The sequence below is a fragment of the Algoriphagus vanfongensis DSM 17529 genome (assembly GCF_000429465.1).
In the GTDB taxonomy this organism is placed as follows: domain Bacteria; phylum Bacteroidota; class Bacteroidia; order Cytophagales; family Cyclobacteriaceae; genus Algoriphagus; species Algoriphagus vanfongensis.
Map to the genome: position 1 here is coordinate 281,385 of NZ_AUBX01000009.1, position 16,384 is coordinate 297,768.

Annotated in this window: 14 protein-coding genes; 5 read left to right on the forward strand and 9 right to left on the reverse strand. The window is 42.9% G+C overall.

The window, feature by feature from the left end:
* The first annotated feature begins 92 nt into the window (after window positions 1–92).
* Window positions 93–1,310: a 6-bladed beta-propeller gene (locus G460_RS0102405; protein WP_026953875.1), complete on the forward strand. Its 1,218-nt coding sequence runs from the start codon at window positions 93–95 to the stop codon at window positions 1,308–1,310.
* Between the two features lie 111 nt (window positions 1,311–1,421).
* Here the strand turns inward: G460_RS0102405 and galK are convergent, their stop codons facing one another.
* Both galK and G460_RS0102415 read right to left on the reverse strand, forming a co-directional pair.
* A complete protein-coding gene (gene galK, locus G460_RS0102410; protein WP_026953876.1) occupies window positions 1,422–2,588 on the reverse strand; it encodes a galactokinase in 1,167 nt (388 codons plus the stop codon).
* Window positions 2,589–2,711: 123 nt separating this feature from the next.
* Complete coding sequence (locus G460_RS0102415) at window positions 2,712–5,840, reverse strand: VPS10 domain-containing protein (RefSeq protein ID WP_026953877.1); 3,129 nt, start codon at window positions 5,838–5,840, stop codon at window positions 2,712–2,714.
* A 179-nt stretch (window positions 5,841–6,019) separates the two neighbouring features.
* Between G460_RS0102415 and G460_RS0102420 the strand changes: the two genes are divergently transcribed.
* Window positions 6,020–7,870 carry a M1 family metallopeptidase gene (locus tag G460_RS0102420; RefSeq protein WP_035463893.1) on the forward strand — a complete coding sequence of 617 codons (1,851 nt, stop codon included), beginning with the start codon at window positions 6,020–6,022 and terminating at the stop codon, window positions 7,868–7,870.
* A gap of 67 nt (window positions 7,871–7,937) precedes the next feature.
* Here the strand turns inward: G460_RS0102420 and G460_RS21275 are convergent, their stop codons facing one another.
* Window positions 7,938–8,114, reverse strand: coding sequence for a histone H1 (locus tag G460_RS21275; protein ID WP_035463761.1), 177 nt, complete (start codon window positions 8,112–8,114; stop codon window positions 7,938–7,940).
* A 102-nt stretch (window positions 8,115–8,216) separates the two neighbouring features.
* Window positions 8,217–9,467 carry an aminotransferase class I/II-fold pyridoxal phosphate-dependent enzyme gene (locus G460_RS0102430; RefSeq protein ID WP_026953879.1) on the reverse strand — a complete coding sequence of 417 codons (1,251 nt, stop codon included), beginning with the start codon at window positions 9,465–9,467 and terminating at the stop codon, window positions 8,217–8,219.
* 240 nt (window positions 9,468–9,707) lie between these two features.
* On the opposite strand from G460_RS0102430, the gene G460_RS0102435 reads away from it, so the two are divergent.
* From G460_RS0102435 to G460_RS0102445, 3 genes are read left to right on the forward strand one after another with little or no spacing between them, the layout of a single operon-like run.
* Window positions 9,708–11,153 (forward strand): acetyl-CoA carboxylase biotin carboxylase subunit, encoded by a 1,446-nt coding sequence (locus G460_RS0102435; RefSeq protein ID WP_051315883.1) that lies wholly within the window; start codon window positions 9,708–9,710, stop codon window positions 11,151–11,153.
* A gap of 1 nt (window position 11,154) precedes the next feature.
* The gene (locus tag G460_RS0102440) at window positions 11,155–12,465 is read left to right on the forward strand and encodes a DUF1015 domain-containing protein (RefSeq protein ID WP_026953881.1); all 1,311 of its coding nucleotides are present in this window, start codon (window positions 11,155–11,157) and stop codon (window positions 12,463–12,465) included.
* Window positions 12,428–13,021 carry a Maf family nucleotide pyrophosphatase gene (locus G460_RS0102445; protein WP_026953882.1) on the forward strand — a complete coding sequence of 198 codons (594 nt, stop codon included), beginning with the start codon at window positions 12,428–12,430 and terminating at the stop codon, window positions 13,019–13,021. The genes G460_RS0102440 and G460_RS0102445 overlap by 38 nt, the downstream gene beginning before the upstream one ends.
* Window positions 13,022–13,024: 3 nt before the next feature.
* Here G460_RS0102445 and G460_RS0102450 read toward each other — a convergent pair whose 3' ends face one another.
* From G460_RS0102450 to G460_RS0102470, 5 genes are all read right to left on the reverse strand, one after another.
* Window positions 13,025–14,044, reverse strand: coding sequence for a hypothetical protein (locus G460_RS0102450; RefSeq protein ID WP_026953883.1), 1,020 nt, complete (start codon window positions 14,042–14,044; stop codon window positions 13,025–13,027).
* A gap of 1 nt (window position 14,045) precedes the next feature.
* On the reverse strand, window positions 14,046–14,357 hold the full coding sequence (locus tag G460_RS0102455) for a DUF3817 domain-containing protein (RefSeq protein ID WP_035463767.1): 312 nt from the start codon (window positions 14,355–14,357) through the stop codon (window positions 14,046–14,048).
* Window positions 14,358–14,365: 8 nt separating this feature from the next.
* Entirely contained in the window at window positions 14,366–14,938 is a 573-nt protein-coding gene (locus G460_RS0102460; RefSeq protein ID WP_026953885.1) for a hypothetical protein, read from the reverse strand.
* Between the two features lie 67 nt (window positions 14,939–15,005).
* The gene (locus tag G460_RS0102465; RefSeq protein ID WP_026953886.1) at window positions 15,006–15,533 is read right to left on the reverse strand and encodes an acyl-CoA thioesterase; all 528 of its coding nucleotides are present in this window, start codon (window positions 15,531–15,533) and stop codon (window positions 15,006–15,008) included.
* 102 nt (window positions 15,534–15,635) lie between these two features.
* A complete protein-coding gene (locus G460_RS0102470; RefSeq protein ID WP_035463769.1) occupies window positions 15,636–16,298 on the reverse strand; it encodes a protein-L-isoaspartate(D-aspartate) O-methyltransferase in 663 nt (220 codons plus the stop codon).
* Between the last annotated feature and the right edge of the window lie 86 nt (window positions 16,299–16,384).

A 16,384-nucleotide genomic window follows, 5' to 3' on the forward strand; every position in this document is an offset into this window, starting at 1 on the left:
TGGGCTGATGATTTCAGTAGTTCTCATCGGCTTTTGTAATTTTATTTCTCTACATTTATACTTTTAGTAATCAATTTTTAAACGTATTAAATATGAAGTTTAATCCTGTTGTTCTACTGTTAGTAGCTTTTGGCTCAGTTTCTTGTGCTACTAATTCCGAATCTGAGAACTCAGACAATTTTCCGATTTTCGAAGTCAATGAAGCGATAGTCCAAAGCCCAGAAAATGTGCTTGGGGAAGTGACTTTTATCCCTTTGAAAATTTCTGAGGAATCTCCCGTCCAATTCTTCGGTTTTGAACCTCAATTGGCGATTTCAGATTCGAGAATGTTTATCAACGTCGATCCCTATATCAATCCCTCAATTCATGAGTTTGATTTGGAAGGAAATCACATTCTTTCTATAGATCGCAAAGGTGGGGGGCCAAATGAATATGAGAGTATTGATAAAATGGGCTTAAATCAAGATGATAATCTTGCTATAGTTTCCCGTTCCTCACTTTTAGAATTTGATGAGAATCTTGATATCCAAAAGCGAGAAAACCTCCGCTCAGCAGGAGCTTATTTTGTCAATGATTTTCATCCGTTTGATCAAAAAAGATGGCTGGTAGCACTGAGAGGAACCGAACCTGATGTAAATGGAATGTTCAAAAATTTTGCACTTTTTGATCAAGATTCACTTACGTATGAGTTTTTACCTCTTTTAGCTTACCCTGCATCAGGAAGTGGTGAATCGGGTTCGATGGTGCCCTATGAAGATGGGTTCTTGTTAAATTTCGGGATGTCTGACACGATTTATTACTACTCCAATGAGGTAATTGAGCCGCTTCTTAGCTTTCATTCAGGAGATAGAAGTTTGCCAAACGAAAAACGTATGTTGAGCGAAGATCAAAGTGATGAAGAACTAGAGCAAATGATCGCCACTCAGACATACGACGTTTATTTTGGAAATGTAGAAGCTGCAGGAGAAACTGTCATGACGCAAGTATTCGGGATCAAGCCAAAGCCTATGAGCATTTCAGAATTGGAAGAGCTCAATGAAGCTCCAAAGGATTTTCCTGTATACGAAGTGTATATGCACCCAAAATTAAAGCAGATCAAAGCAACCAAGATTATTCCGGGAATGAGTGGTATGCCTTATTCAGATGGCAAATACCTTTACAGGCTTTTATATACAGAAGTATGGAACGCCTTACTAGAATCCGGTCAATTGGGTGAGCAGCATACCGCTGCTCTTGTCGCTGCTTCTGAGCAATTGAATGACATCGAAGACCCGATTATTATGAGGTATAAAATCAATTGGGAAAATTGATCGAAAGATTGCCCTTATAGAATGATTTGTGGGGGCGATTGATAATTCTCATAAAAGAGGAACATGAGTTTTTATAAAGCTAAAATCAAAACCAGCCTAGTGCTGGTTTTTTTATTCCTTTAACTCTAATTGGACCTTCGAGCTTCCTTCTCCGATTTTTACAGGGTAAAATTCTGGCTTTATTCCAAATCGAGCTTGGTAAGCTTGGGAAAGCTGATCCATAAACTTCTCGGCTTTAGTTTCTTCTATCAAATTGATCGTGCAGCCTCCAAAACCACCTCCCATCATTCTGGAACCTAATATTCCATCAAATTCTCGGGCAAAGTCTACCATGAAATCCAACTCTTTACAGCTGACTTCATAGAGATGCTGGAGTCCTTCATGAGATCCATAAAGCAGTTTTCCCAACTTTTCAAAGTCCTGCTTCTGCAAAGCTTTCGCAGCTTCGTCCACTCTTTCGATTTCTTCCAAAACGAATTGAATTCGGTTGAATTCAATAGGAGATAGCAGCTTTCTGTATTGCTCTAACTCATTCTTCTGCAAGTCTCGGAAATTGATCTTTTTCCCGTTGCCTAGCTTCAGGAGTGCTGATTCGCATTCCATTCTTCGGGTGTTGTATTCGGAATCTGCCAAGCTGTGATGAACCAAGCTATTAGCCAAAATCAAGGTGTATTGACCCAGGTCGCAAGGAAAATACTCAAAAGTCAAGCTGTCGCAGTCCAACTTGAATACGTGGTTTTCTTTGGAAAAAACCGAAGCAAATTGATCCATAATGCCACAATTCACTCCGACATAGTTGTTTTCGGCTGCTTGAGCCAATTGGGCCAATTCCACTCGTGAAAAATCCAACTGGAATCGATCATTGAGACCAAAAGCAACGGCGCATTCCAAAGAAGCGGAAGAGGAGAGGCCTGAACCAAATGGAACATTCCCTTCCAAAACGGCATCAAAAGCGGGGATAGTTTTTCCTTTTTTAAGAAACTCATCGATCACTCCGATAATAAACTTGGCCCAAGTGGTGGTGATGGAATTGTAGTTTTCGAGGGTGAAAGAAATCTCTTCCTGCTGATTGATTGAGTAAATGTGGAAAGTTTCAGTCCCATTTTCCAAAAAACAAAAAGTCGTTTCCTTATCGATACCGGCAGGCATTACCCAGCCATTATTGTAATCGATATGTTCGCCGATCAAGTTGATTCTTCCCGGAGAGCGATAAATATGTGGAATTGTGTGAAATCGAGTCTGAAACTCTTCTACTGCCTGAAGGCTATAATTGGGCATGCTTGGAGGGGAAATAGGTTTGTTTTGCAAATCGAACCTGAATATAGAGAATGTGAACTAAAAATGAATCGAAAAAAGAAAGGCTGACTATTGCTAGCCAGCCTTTGCAGAGGTTATATGGGTTTAATCTTTTTTGACAGCCTCAAAGAGGTCGATGTGAGTGTTTTTAACCTTTTCTTCGTAAGCTTTCCAGTCTCCATTGAGGAAGTCGTTTAAGACTGCATAGGCTTCGTCAGCTGCTTGCTGTGCATGTTCGAGAAGTCGTTGCTCTGTTGCTCCCGGAGCCTTGTAAGACGAACTCACATATCTTCTAGGAGCAAACTGCATCGTCATCGTGGTAGGGTAGAGGTTTCTAATGATTCCCTGACCTTCTCTTTCCGGACCGTTAAAGGCTTCTTTGACTTTGTCCAGTTGCTTCTTGATTTCCTTTGTAGCTTTTTGTAGTTCTTTGACTTCATCTGTGTCTACATCTTTGGTGATGCTTTCTACTTTTTGGATAGTTTTTTCAGCTTCAGAGATCTGCTCAGTAGCTTTACTCATCTCAGTCTGCATCGCCTCCATCTGTTTCATGAAGTCATCTCTGGCTTTGAGGTCTGCCAAATTAGCTTCGATTCTAGGATCGCTAAATACTTGGATGCTGGTTTCGGCTTTCTCATCACCATAGACAAATTCCACTTTGTAAGTGCCTGGCAAAGCATCATTTCCCCCGGCTTCATAGAATCCATTTCTACGGCCTCGATTTCCTCCGGTCACTTCAGCTGTTGACTTTCTATCCAACCTCCAATTGATTCGATTGACACCCTTTTCTGGAACTGTTTTTAAGGTTCTGATTTGTTCTCCGTTGGCATCAAAAATATTCACCGTAACGGTGTCGAGTTTTTCTTTGTCATCATTGATGATGAAACTCAAGCGGCCGCCTGTCTCTCTATTTTCTCCGGCGTATTTGCCATCTGCGGGGAATCTTTCACCAGAAGGTTGCTGGATCTCTACCTGATATGCGTCAGGAGCAGGGACTGCTGTGATTTTAGCATCTGGTGCTTCGCCATTATTGGCTGCGAAAATTCGTAATGGGCGGATATCATCCAAGACCCACATGGATCGTCCAAAAGTACCGATTACCAAATCTGCCTCTCTTTCCTGGATAGTCATGTCATAGGTAGAGACGGCTTTAGGATAGCCATGCTCCCATTTATTCCAAGTTTTGGCTTTGTCAAAAGAAACATAGAGTCCATATTCTGTTCCTAGGAAAACTAAATTTGGCTCTTCTGTATCCTGCTTGATTGAAAGGCTATATCCCCAAACTTTGGAGTCATCTGCAATTCGTGTAAAGGATTTACCAAAATCTTTGCTATGGTATGCATAAGGGGCGAAATCATTATTTCGGTAATTATTAGCGACCACCCATACTTCTCCTGCATCAAAGGCAGAAGCTTGGATTTGAGGGATCCAGCTAGCCTTTGGAAGACCCGGAAGCTTGGAAGCAAGATTAGTCCAGGTTTCACCGCCATCTTCTGTGATTTGAAGATTGCCATCGTCTGTACCTACCCAGATAATATCAGGATCGATCGGGCTAGGAGAGATTGCTATGATTGTGGTATGATTTTCAGCTCCCGTGATATCATAAGTCAAACCACCAGTTTCCTGCTGTTTTTGCTTGGTAGAATCGTTGGTCGTGAGATCTGGAGAAATGATTTCCCATGTTTCACCACTATCAGTTGATTTATGTAGAAACTGGGAGCCATAATAAAGAGTATTCTCATCATGCGGGTCTTGAGCTATCGCTGCATTCCAATTGAATCTGAGAAAAACATCTTTATCTGGATGAGTAGGTTTGATGGTTCTGTTATGTCCGGTTTCTTTATCAAAACGGGATAGGTTTCCTGCCTGAGACATCGTGTAGCCATATCGAGCGTCCGCTGGGTGAGAGACGACGTCAAATCCATCTCCAAAGGAGACTTCTTGCCAGTAGCTATTTCTGATTCCATCTCTTTTCCATACATAAGCCGGACCAGTCCAGGAGCCATTGTCCTGCATGCCTCCGTAAATGTTGTAAGGAAGTTCATTGTCTACATTGACGTGATAGAATTGTCCGACAGGTAGGTTTTCTGCAAAATACCAGGTCTTCCCTCCGTCTCGAGAGATATTCAAGCCACCGTCATTGCCATCCATAAGAAGTTTGGGATTGAATGGATTGACATACCAAGCGTGATGATCTGGATGCACTCCAGCATATTGAAGAATTTGCTGAAAAGATTTTCCGCCATCTTCGGACATTCCTACTCGAGAGTAAAGTGTATAAAGTCTGTTCTCATTTTGCGGGTCTGCGTGAATCTCAAAGTAATAGAATGGTCTATCCCCAATATCTCCACCTGCATTGACCATGGAGAATTTTTCACCACCATCTTCGGAAACGTAAAGAGCATTCTTTTTAGATTCTATCAGAGCATAGACCTTGTCGCTATTAGCTGCAGAGATAGTCAATCCCATCCTGCCTAAATCGCCTTTGGGAAGGCCATTGGAGTCATCCAGTTTTTTCCAGTTTTCGCCGCCGTCATGGGTGACGTACAAGCCGCTAGAAGGTCCTCCTGACTCAAAGAACCAAGGATAGCGTCTGTGCTGCCACATGTTGACAAATAGTTTGTTGGGATTATTGGGATCCATGATCATTTCGCCCACACCTGTTTTGGTGTCTATGTACAGAATTTTGTCCCAGGTTTTCCCTCCGTCTGTAGTTTTGTAGAGGCCTCTTTCTTCCTGCTCACCCCAAGGCGAACCAATCGCTCCGACATACACCGTATTTGGGTCATCCGGATGCACGATGATTCTGTGGATAGCTCTTGTGTTTTCCAGTCCCATAAGCTCCCAGGTTTTGCCAGCATCCAAGGAGCGATAGACTCCATAGCCCAAGTTCAGGGAGTTTCTTGGATTACCTTCGCCTGTACCTACCCAGATGATATTGGGGTTCTTCTGATAAATAGAAATAGAGCCGATGGAATGTACTTTTTGATCATCAAATAGGGGCTCCCACTTGATGCCCCCTGAAGTAGATTTCCAAAGTCCACCGGACGCAGAACCGGCATAGATGATGGAAGGATCTGCATCTACTGCATCTATGGAGGTGATTCTTCCGCTCATCCCGGATGGACCTACATTTCTGGTTTTCATTGATTTGAACAGCTCCATGTCCACTTCCTGAGCTTGGACCACAGAGGCCAGCAGCAAGAGCATGATCAGCGTGTAAAGTTTTTTCATGAGTGTGTGATGGTTTATTTTTTCTTAAACTAAGCAAAAGACCCAATTCTTGGCTTAAATTTTATGCAAATGGATTTGAAAACCTTTCAATGAATCAATGTCTTGCTCCAAAATTTGACCGATGGTTTGTCAAGGCTGTCCATTTTGGTTTTCTTTGGCAAAAAATAATATTAAAATCTATGTTGAATCAGTATTTGAAGCCTTTCACAGGGCTTTTTCTTTGTCTGATCACTGCTACTGTAGCAGAGGCACAGACGGGGAGATTCCAGCAATCAGTCAATTACCAAATGGATGTATCCATGGATGTCGAAACCAATCGATATACAGGGACTCAGGTGTTGACCTATACCAATAACTCTCCAGATACTCTGGATAGGGTTTTTTATCACTTATACTACAATGCTTTCCAGCCAGGAAGCATGATGGATGTGAGGTCGCGCACTATTGCAGATCCTGATCGCAGAGTGGGAGACCGGATTTCCAAACTTTCTGCTGATGAGATCGGCTACATGCATGTGAAGTCTTTGACCAAAAATGGTTCGAAGGTTGAATTCCATGAGCAAGGAACCATTTTGGAGGTGAAATTGGACGAACCGATTTTGCCGCAGTCTTCGGCTACCTTCGCCATGGAATTTGAAGGTCAGGTACCTGTTCAGATTCGTCGTTCTGGTAGAGATTCAGAAGAAGGAGTCCGCTATTCTATGTCTCAGTGGTACCCTAAAATGGCTAATTACGATGAGCAGGGCTGGCATGCCAATCCCTATATCGGAAGAGAGTTTTATGGTATTTGGGGGGATTTCGATGTGAAAATCACCATCGATAAGAGCTATACTATCGGAGGAACAGGCTACTTGCAGAATCCGAACGAGATCGGGCATGGCTATGAAGACAAAGGTGTGAAAGTGCCTGAGTCAAAAGAAAAGACCTTGACCTGGCATTTCAAAGCTCCTATGGTGCATGACTTCATGTGGGGCGCAGATCCTAAGTATCGCCATGAGAAAGTGGAAATGGAAAATGGAATCACTGTCCATCATTTCTTTATCCCAAGTGAAGAAACCACAGAAAACTGGGAAAAACTGAAAGAGTATACTCCGAAGGCCATCAGCTATATGTCGGAGCATTTTGGTCAATATCCCTACAAGCAGTTTTCTGTAGTTCAAGGTGGCGATGGAGGCATGGAGTATGCGATGTCTACTTTGATCACCGGAGGTAGAAGTTTGCCTAGTTTGGTAGGAGTGATGGTACATGAGCTGGCGCATAGCTGGTATCATGGAGTATTGGCTACTAATGAATCTTTGTATCCTTGGATGGATGAAGGATTCACGAGCTATGCATCCAGCCTGACGATGTCAAGTATTTTTCCTAGAGAAAATCAAAGCTCCAATGTACACATGGGCAGCTATAGAGGCTATTTCAGCTTGGCAAAATCAGGATTGGAAGAGCCGATGTCCACGCATTCGGATCATTACCATACCAATAGAGCTTATAGTTCTGCGGCATATTCCAAAGGAGCTGTTTTCATGGCTCAAATGGGCTATATCATAGGTGAAGACGTTCGTGATCGTGGATTGCTTCGCTACTTTGATACATGGAAGTTTAAGCATCCCAATGTGAATGATGTGGTCCGCATCATGGAAAAAGAAAGCGGGATCGAATTGGATTGGTACAAAGAGTATTGGGTGTACTCGACCAAGACGATAGATTATGCAATTGGAGAAGTCCATCCTCAGGGAGACAAAACGGCAATTTCTCTTAAGAGAATCGGTCTGATGCCGATGCCTGTAGACTTGGTGATCACTTACAATGATGGCTCTCAAGAGTCTGTATACCTTCCTCTTGTGATTATGAGAGGTGAAAAAGCTGAGGAAGCTGGAATGCCAAAAAGGATTCTGACAGAAGATTGGCCATGGGTCAATCTGGAAAAGACAATTTTGATAGATCGCAAGATGGATGATATCAAATCAATTGAAATAGATCCAAGCAAGCGTCTGGCGGATGTCAATGAGGAAAATAACATAGTGGAGTTTTAAAACTCCACTTTTCTGACTAGGCAAAAAAAAAGGTGGCTGAAAAGCCACCTTTTTTAGTTTCGTAAGATCAACCTTCGTTTTTCTTATCTTGCACTTCCTTACGGATGTCTTGTGCGAGGTTTTTAAGGTCTTGCATTCCTTTTCTTACTCTGGTTCCTGCAGCCTGATTTCCTTTATCGTAGAATTTTTCGAAATCAGCCTCTAGGCCTAAAATAAGATCTTTGACTTCACTAAATCTGCTCATAGTAAAAGTGTGTTTTTTAGGTTGATGATAAGTTTATTTTGATCCAATATAGCCCTAATACTTGCTAATTCAATCCTGAGGGCGTTTTTTTTGGAATTTTTTTTATTCTCCGAAAGCGACAGCCAGCTCAGAATTTCTGTATTGTCCGGTGGTCAACTTTTCTTTCACAGCAGCGAAAGCAGTGATGGTTTCTTTCACATCTTCCAAAGTGTGAACAGCCGTCGGGATTAATCTCAAGATAATCATGCCTTTAGGTACCACTGGGTAAATCACTACTGAACAGAAGATGTTGTAATTTTCTCTCAAGTCGTGAGAAAGTGCCGCTGCTTCACCTACAGTACCATTCAAGACTACTGGGGTCACAGGAGAATTTGCGTGACCTGTGCTGAAACCGTTTTCATGAAGTCCATTTCTCAAAGCATTGACGATTTTCCAGAGGTTATCTTTCAGTTCAGGCTGAGTTTTCAATAGCTCCAAACGCTTCAAAGCACCTTCAACCAATAGCATCGGAAGAGATTTGGCGAAGATCTGAGAACGCATGTTGAATCTTAGGTAATGAACCACTTTCTCATCACCAGCGATAAATGCACCAATAGAGGCCATTGATTTGGCAAAAGTGGAGAAGTAAAGATCCACTTCATCGATCACGCCCTGCTCTTCATGAGTACCTGCACCGGTTTGGCCCAAAGTACCGAAGCCATGCGCATCATCTACTAAAAGTCTGAATTCGAATTTCTTTTTGAGATCACAGATTTCTTTGAGTTTACCTTGATCACCTGTCATGCCAAAAACACCTTCAGTGATCACCAAAATACCGCCACCGGTTTCATTGGCTAGCTTGGTAGCTCTTTCGAGTTGCTTTTCGCAATTGTCAATATCATTGTGCGGGAAGACGTATCGCTTGCCCATGTGCATGCGTAGCGCATCGATGATACAGGCGTGACACTCGGAGTCATAGACCACTACATCTTTTCTATCCAATAGCGCATCGATCACAGACATGATGCCTTGATAGCCGTAATTCAATAGGTAAGCTTTTTCTTTGCCCACAAAATCGGCAAGATTATCTTCCAGCTTCTCATGGAGTGAGGTTTGCCCGGTCATCATTCTGGCTCCCATAGGATAAGCTGCTCCCCATTTTGCTGCTGCATCGGCATCAGTTTTTCTTACTTCTGGGTGATTGGCTAGGCCTAGGTAGTTATTTAATGACCATGTCAAAACTTCTCTTCCCTGAAACTGCATACGAGGAGAGATTTCTCCTTCCAGTTTGGGGAACATATAATATCCATCAGAATACTGGGAGTGTTTGCCCAATGGGCCTAGGTTCGTGTGGAGTTTTGCAAATAGATCCAAAGCAAAATATGTTTAAGTGATAAGATTTCCGAGGAAATTCCCCTTGGAAAATCCGCCAAAAATAAAACTAAAATGCCTACCAAGCAAAAAACAGGTCTTATGATCAGGTTCTTTAACAAAGCTCAGATTATTTTCCTTACTTAGCTGAGACTTGAAAATAATACCCAAATCAAACCTGAAGAGACATTGGAAATCAAGAAACTTTTGGTCGCCAACCGTGGCGAAATAGCCCTGCGGATCATGCGTTCTGCCAAAGAAATGGGCATAAAAACAGTGGCTATCTACTCAGAAGCAGATAGATTGTCACCGCATGTTTTATACGCAGATCAGGCTGTCTGCCTGGGGCCTCCTCCATCTAGTCAATCGTATTTATTGGCGGATAAAATCATTCAGGTCTGTCTCGAGATGGAAGTGGATGCGATTCATCCAGGCTATGGGTTTTTGTCCGAAAATGCTTCTTTCTCCAAAAAAGTAACAGAGGCAGGATTGATCTTCATAGGTCCATCTCCAGAATCCATAGAGGTGATGGGAAGCAAGCTAGCCGCCAAGCAGGCCGTTGCCCAGTACGATATTCCCTTGGTTCCTGGCACAGAAGAGGCCATTTCAGATATTGCGGCTGCAAAAACCAAAGCTGCTGAGATAGGCTATCCTATCCTGATCAAGGCCAGCGCAGGAGGAGGAGGCAAAGGAATGCGGATTGTGGAGCAGGAGGGTGACTTTGAAGAGCAGATGCAGCGAGCCGTGTCTGAAGCCCAATCTGCCTTTGGAGATGGAGCGGTTTTTATTGAAAAATACATCACTTCTCCGCGCCATATTGAGATTCAGATATTGGGGGATCAACATGGCTCTATCTTGCACCTTTTTGAGCGAGAGTGCTCGATCCAGAGACGGCATCAAAAGGTCATAGAAGAAGCCCCTTCTGCCGTAGTGAGCCCTGAGATGAGAAAAGCAATGGGGGAGGCCGCTGTGGGTGTTGCAAAAGCTTGTGACTATTATGGCGCTGGTACGGTAGAGTTTATTGTGGACGAAAAATTGAATTTTTACTTTTTAGAGATGAATACCCGGCTTCAGGTAGAGCATCCAGTGACCGAAATGATCACTGGAAAAGATCTGGTGAAGGAGCAGATTCGAATTGCTCAGGGAGAAAAATTGAGCTTTACACAGGAAGATCTTCAGATTCAAGGGCACGCCATTGAGGTCAGAGTCTATGCAGAAGATCCCAAAAACAACTTTTTGCCGGACATAGGTAAGCTGCAAACTTACCGACGGCCTCAAGGCCCCGGAGTGCGGGTAGATGATGGGTTTGAAGAAGGAATGGATATTCCGATCTATTATGACCCGATGATTGCCAAATTGATCACTTATGCGGAATCACGACAGCAGGCAATTGACCGGATGATCAGGGCCATCGATGAGTATCAGATCACAGGAATCGAGACTACTTTGGGTTTTTGTCGATTTGCACTGCAGCATGAGGCTTTTGTCAGTGGAAACTTTGATACCAAATTTGTCGACAACTACTTTAGTCCTGCTGTGCTCAGTCCTACGCTGACTGATGAAGAAGAGGAATTGCTAGCGGCTCTCGCTGTGGAGTTTTTTGATAAAAATAAGAAAGCAACACATTCTTTGGCTTCGACAGCGGCAAGTAAGAACCAAGCAGGAAACTGGAAAAATCGTCTTCGCTGATATGGCTCAATTATTACCTCTGAGAGCTTGGCGCTATGCGGATAGGTTTACAGAAAATATGGAGGACTTGATTGCTCCCTTGTTTGATGTGGTGTCTATAAATCAACGGGAAAAGCTTTATGAAAATCCACTGAATAGCATTCACCTCGCAGTTCCAAAGGGAATGGACGCTTCATTAGAAGCCAGTAAAACGGTGATGGAATGGAAATCCAAGGGAATAATTCAACAGGATGCTGTTGCTGGAATATACGTGTACTACCAATATTTCAGGCTTCCCGGAGAAAAAGAAGAGCGCTGTAGGAAAGGCTTTATCGCCCATGTTAAAGCTTATGATTGGGAAGAAAAACAAATCCTCCGGCATGAAAACACCATCGTGTCAGCTGTCAAGGATAGGGTAGATCTCCTTCGTGCTACTCAAATTCAGGCCAGCCCGACGCATGGCTTGTATGAAGATGAAAATTTTGAGTTGGAAGAATATTTGGATAAGGCCATCTCCCAGCCCATTTATGAAATAGAAGACTATCAGGGCGTGCGCGAAGTACTTGCTGTAATCCAAGATGGTCCTGTGATACGTAAAATATTGGATTTTTTGTCCCAAAAGCAGATCATTCTGGCAGATGGACATCATAGACTGGAAGGTGCGATCTCATACAAGCATGAAAAAGAAGGTAGCTCTTCGGATAAAAAGTGGAAAGGCCATGAATTCCATCTGATGTATCTGACGAATGCCTTTGCAAAGGATCTAAAAATTTTGCCGACTCATCGCTTGTTTTATGGTTTGGAGATGGGGCAGGAGACTTTTCTGGCAAAACTCGAAGAGTGGTTTGATGTAAGCCGCTTTTTGGATGCAGAGGAGCTGGGAACTTATGCTTTTCATAGTCCATTTACATTTGGATTATTGATCGGAGGGGAAGCCTATTTTCTGAAGTTGAAGGTGGAAAAGTATTGGAATCTCTTGCCAGACTTGGTTCCTGAGCTCAAAGAGCTAGACTTGGTAGCGCTTCATGAGTTGGTTTTTCATCAAATCTTGGGAATGGATCAGGAAAAACAGCGCAGTTCTGATCAGTTGGTTTATGAAAGAAATTTTTCGCGTTGTTTGCAGGAAGTGCGAAGTGGAAAGGCGACCTTTGCAGTCATCACGCGAGAGCTTCGGATGGAGGAGGTACTGAAAGTCTGCAAATCAGGCAATGTGATGCCTCAAAAATCAACATACTTTTATCCTAAAGCTGTAGGAGGACTTCTATTCGGAAGTATCGCTCAAGATGAATTTGACTATGACTACGATGCCTTTTTTGGAAAAACTGAAGAATAAGAAACTCATTTTAGCATCCAATTCGCCAAGAAGGCAGGAGTTGCTCAAAGGGTTGGAAGTAGAATTTGAAGTGCGAGTCAATCCAATCGACGAGACAGTTCCGGCAGAAATTCCAGCTGAATACGTGGCAGCATTTCTTTCCAAATTAAAAGCTGAGTCTTTCCCTGATGAGCTGTTGGAAAATGAAATTCTGATCACTTCAGATACGGTAGTGATAGAAAATGGTCATGTTTTGGGTAAGCCCAAGTCAGAGCAGGAGGCGTTTGATATGATCAAAAGTCTATCTGGGACTACCCATTCGGTGATGACTGCCGTCACGATCATGGATCGGCTCAAAAGGATCACCTTGGAAGACGAGACATTGGTGACTTTTAGATTTTTGGAAGAGGAAGAGATCTGGCACTATATCCGCAACTACAAGCCTTTTGATAAGGCTGGAGCTTATGGGATTCAAGAGTGGGTAGGATTTGTCGGAGTTTCTAAGATCGAAGGGTCTTATTACAATGTGATGGGTTTTCCTCTTCACCTTGTCTATGAACAGCTGAAAAAGTGGTAGATGCTACTTCAGCAATTGCTCTAGACTGACTCGTAATATCTGTCCCATATTTTGGCAAGACATAAATCTCTGATTTTTGTAATGTCTTGCCAGTTCTTTACGAAGCGAGTCGACGTTTTCCAGAGGCGAGATGATGTCTCCTTCCATTGCTTTCAGTATTCCTTCTATTTCATCCGGTGATGATTTGAGCCGAGTAGCGATGAGTGCCCTTTCTTCACGTTGATATTGCCGCATAGACTCTGGGGTTATGTGTTTCATTCCCAGTTGGATGAGTACATTGTTCTCTTTGAAGAATTGAGGTAAATAAATGGACCGTTTGCCTTCGTAACTCTGCTGATCAAAATCGATGGCTCGTATGCGATAATGTGTTTCTTCAAAGTCCGGAGTGACATCGATGACAAAGTTGGATGAGTGCATGTCGCCCAATAATCTGACGTAACATCTTTCGTTGAATTTGACGAATTCTTTCGCCAATCGGATGGGGTTGAGGTGAGGATCTGCCATATGCAGCCTCATAAATTTATCCCCAGGAATGCCAGCTATATGCTCTTCAATAAGGGTGTTTTGATGTACTAGGTAGCCGATCCGATTGGGGGAAAGTAAATGCTCCAACTCCAGACCATAGACACGCGAGGCATCCGCATTTTTGATGTAAAAGTAGTCAAAGTTGTCATTGATGCGATTGACTATCCGAACTCTGAAAGGCTGAGTATTTCCGTAGATACAAAGGTCAATTCGATCCACATAGAGGTGATCCATGACACTCATATCTCCGCCCGCTTTCAGAATCGCATAGATTCTCTTCACATTCAGATGGATCTCCTCCCGATCAGCTTCATCATAGAATACGGTCTCCCACAGCGTGTCCTGTTCTTTGGAATCATACAGCGCGATCGAGTTGCTATAGCGAAGTAGCTCGTGGTAATGGATGGGAATATCCACTTCACGTGAATTTTCGACCAGATAGTTTCTCAGACCTGGACTGATGGGGTAGACTTTTTTCTTTTTGCTGATCAAGGCCATGTTATAGCTCTACATGTTGGCTTTTTCTCAGATTTCTATCAAAAATAAATGGACCAAAAGGGAGAATGGATGCGATTAATGCAAAGAAAGTTCTGGAGAATTTCCATTTCAACTTGCTTGCTGTAGGAAACACCGTGTAGATGTATAGAATGAAGAGTAAGCCGTGGGCCCATCCGACGATTTTGACAGCCATAGGCATGTCCATCATGTACTTGAGAGGCATAGCTACGAATAAAAGAACCAGAAAGGAAATGCCTTCGAGCAGACTGATCCATTTGAATCGTTTTGCCCAAGTGGTTTGTTCGGGAGTCATAGAGATACTTATGCTAAATTGAATAGGCTTTTGAGAGAAGCCCAAAGTTTCCTTTTGAGATTGCCGTCTTCTGCGATCATACTTAGTGAATCGGCAAATAGATATTCTGTTTCATCCTCGGTATGAGGCTGGTATTCATGGATGGGTAGGGCATTGATGGGGTGCTTGATCCTGCCAAACTTCAGAATGACATGTGCATTGATGGCTTGAAATTCTTCTAAAGTTCTTCCTTCTAATTCTTCGGAACTCAAGAGTCCTACTTCGCTCATTGAATGATTGACGGCTGTGATCATTTTTACGAGCATGTCCATGACGGGATCTGCCAAGGAGCTTTCCTCATGAAGGATCAGAATTCCCTTTTCAAATTTCCCACGAACTTTGATTGGTTCTTGGACTTCTTCCTCTTGTGCCGGGTTCTCTGCCACAGGGCTCGGAAGAGGGCTGGAGATCGCGGTAGTCTGGGTAGGTTTGACTTGAATCTCTTGCGAGTCATTTTTAGTCAAAGATTCGAGATCCTCATCCAACAAAAAAATATCCTCCGTCAAGAATAGTTTCAATTCACCAAGACTGCTTTTTTCCATGCCTGAAAATTGCTCAAAAAATCCCCTTAAGCCAAAAAAAGGGAAGACTTTATGTCTTCCCTTTCGATTATTTGGTGATTTCTAGATTGAAAATCGATTTTAGTTCTACCGCATCCTCCGGCTTCATCCGCTTTGCCAAAACAAGTCGTAATTGTCTTCTTCGCAAAGCGCCGTCATACAGTTCTTTTTCCTCTTCTGTCTCAGGAACAGCCTCAGGGATTTCAATGGGTTTTCCGTTTTGGTCTACCGCCACAAAGGTAAAAAAGGCCCTATGTGTGATCGTTTTTTTGCTGGCAGGAATATCCTCGGAAGTTACTTCTATAAACACTTCCATAGATGAGTTGAATGCTCTGGTCACCTTGGCTTGAAGGGTAACGACATTTCCCAAGGCAATAGGCTGCTTGAAAGAAATGCTGTCAGCTGATGCAGTCACTACGATTCTGTTGGAATGTTTTTGCGCTGCGATGGCCGCTACCACATCCATCCAGTGCATCAATCGCCCTCCCATAAGGTTGTTGAGCGTGTTGGTGTCATTGGGTAGTACCATCTCAGTCATGATGGTAGCTGATTCCTTTACAAATTTCTTTTTGGCCATGATGAAGTGTTTTGACAAAAATAGAAATTAAATTTGTTTAATTGCTAATTTGATGATTTTTGTCAAAATATAATTTTGACATTTGTGAGAAAGTGACTTTTTCTATCTCCAGCCATCCTTGCCTAGAAGAGGCACAAAGGCAAAATTGTCATATTCCTCCCGGCTCAAGGTACCATCATTCTTCTTGGTGATTTTGATCATAGCTTGTTTTTTTCGGTCTCCTACAGGGATTACCAAGATTCCTCCAGGCTTGAGTTGGCTGATCAGCGCTTCAGGTATGATGGGGGCTCCTGCAGTGACCAAAATCTTGTCAAAGGGAGCATAAGCCGGTAATCCTCCTGTACCATCTCCGTAGAAGAGATTCATTTCTATCCCCAATCTTTTCAAAAATTTGGAAGTCCCTTCAAATAGTTTCCTTTGATACTCGATCGTGTATACTTCGGCTCCCAAGAGATGCAAGATACTTCCTTGATAGCCAGACCCAGTACCGATCTCCAAGACTTTGTCTCCATGATGGATATTTAATAATTCTGTTTGGAATGCAACTGTGTAAGGCTGGGAAATAGTCTGACCTTCACCTATCGGAAAAGCCTTGTCTTCATAGGCATGTGAGATCAATGCTGAGTCAAAAAAGAAATGCCGGGGGAGGGTATTGATGGCATTCAGGACTTCCTGACTTTGGATACCTTTGGATTTGAGTTCGGCTACCAAAGCCCTTCTTTTTCCTTTGTGTAGATAGGTGTCTTCGAGTTTGAGAAGTGGCATTAGAAATTCAATTTCGATCGAAGATAAATGATATTTTGGCTTAATTTGAAACTCAAACGGGCAATTTTTGCTTAACCTTTGAAAGC

What these genes read in the sequence shown, in the direction of transcription:
- G460_RS0102440 (WP_026953881.1), top strand. Translation starts at nt 11,155, where the DNA reads ATGGCTCAATTATTACCTCTGAGAGCTTGGCGCTATGCGGATAGGTTT.
- G460_RS0102435 (WP_051315883.1), top strand. Translation starts at nt 9,708, where the DNA reads ATGCGTTCTGCCAAAGAAATGGGCATAAAAACAGTGGCTATCTACTCA.
- G460_RS0102415 (WP_026953877.1), bottom strand. Translation starts at nt 5,840, where the DNA reads ATGAAAAAACTTTACACGCTGATCATGCTCTTGCTGCTGGCCTCTGTG.
- G460_RS21275 (WP_035463761.1), bottom strand. Translation starts at nt 8,114, where the DNA reads ATGAGCAGATTTAGTGAAGTCAAAGATCTTATTTTAGGCCTAGAGGCT.
- G460_RS0102420 (WP_035463893.1), top strand. Translation starts at nt 6,020, where the DNA reads ATGTTGAATCAGTATTTGAAGCCTTTCACAGGGCTTTTTCTTTGTCTG.
- galK (WP_026953876.1), bottom strand. Translation starts at nt 2,588, where the DNA reads ATGCCCAATTATAGCCTTCAGGCAGTAGAAGAGTTTCAGACTCGATTT.
- G460_RS0102455 (WP_035463767.1), bottom strand. Translation starts at nt 14,357, where the DNA reads ATGACTCCCGAACAAACCACTTGGGCAAAACGATTCAAATGGATCAGT.
- G460_RS0102405 (WP_026953875.1), top strand. Translation starts at nt 93, where the DNA reads ATGAAGTTTAATCCTGTTGTTCTACTGTTAGTAGCTTTTGGCTCAGTT.
- G460_RS0102465 (WP_026953886.1), bottom strand. Translation starts at nt 15,533, where the DNA reads ATGGCCAAAAAGAAATTTGTAAAGGAATCAGCTACCATCATGACTGAG.
- G460_RS0102450 (WP_026953883.1), bottom strand. Translation starts at nt 14,044, where the DNA reads ATGGCCTTGATCAGCAAAAAGAAAAAAGTCTACCCCATCAGTCCAGGT.
- G460_RS0102470 (WP_035463769.1), bottom strand. Translation starts at nt 16,298, where the DNA reads ATGCCACTTCTCAAACTCGAAGACACCTATCTACACAAAGGAAAAAGA.
- G460_RS0102460 (WP_026953885.1), bottom strand. Translation starts at nt 14,938, where the DNA reads ATGGAAAAAAGCAGTCTTGGTGAATTGAAACTATTCTTGACGGAGGAT.
- G460_RS0102445 (WP_026953882.1), top strand. Translation starts at nt 12,428, where the DNA reads ATGACTACGATGCCTTTTTTGGAAAAACTGAAGAATAAGAAACTCATT.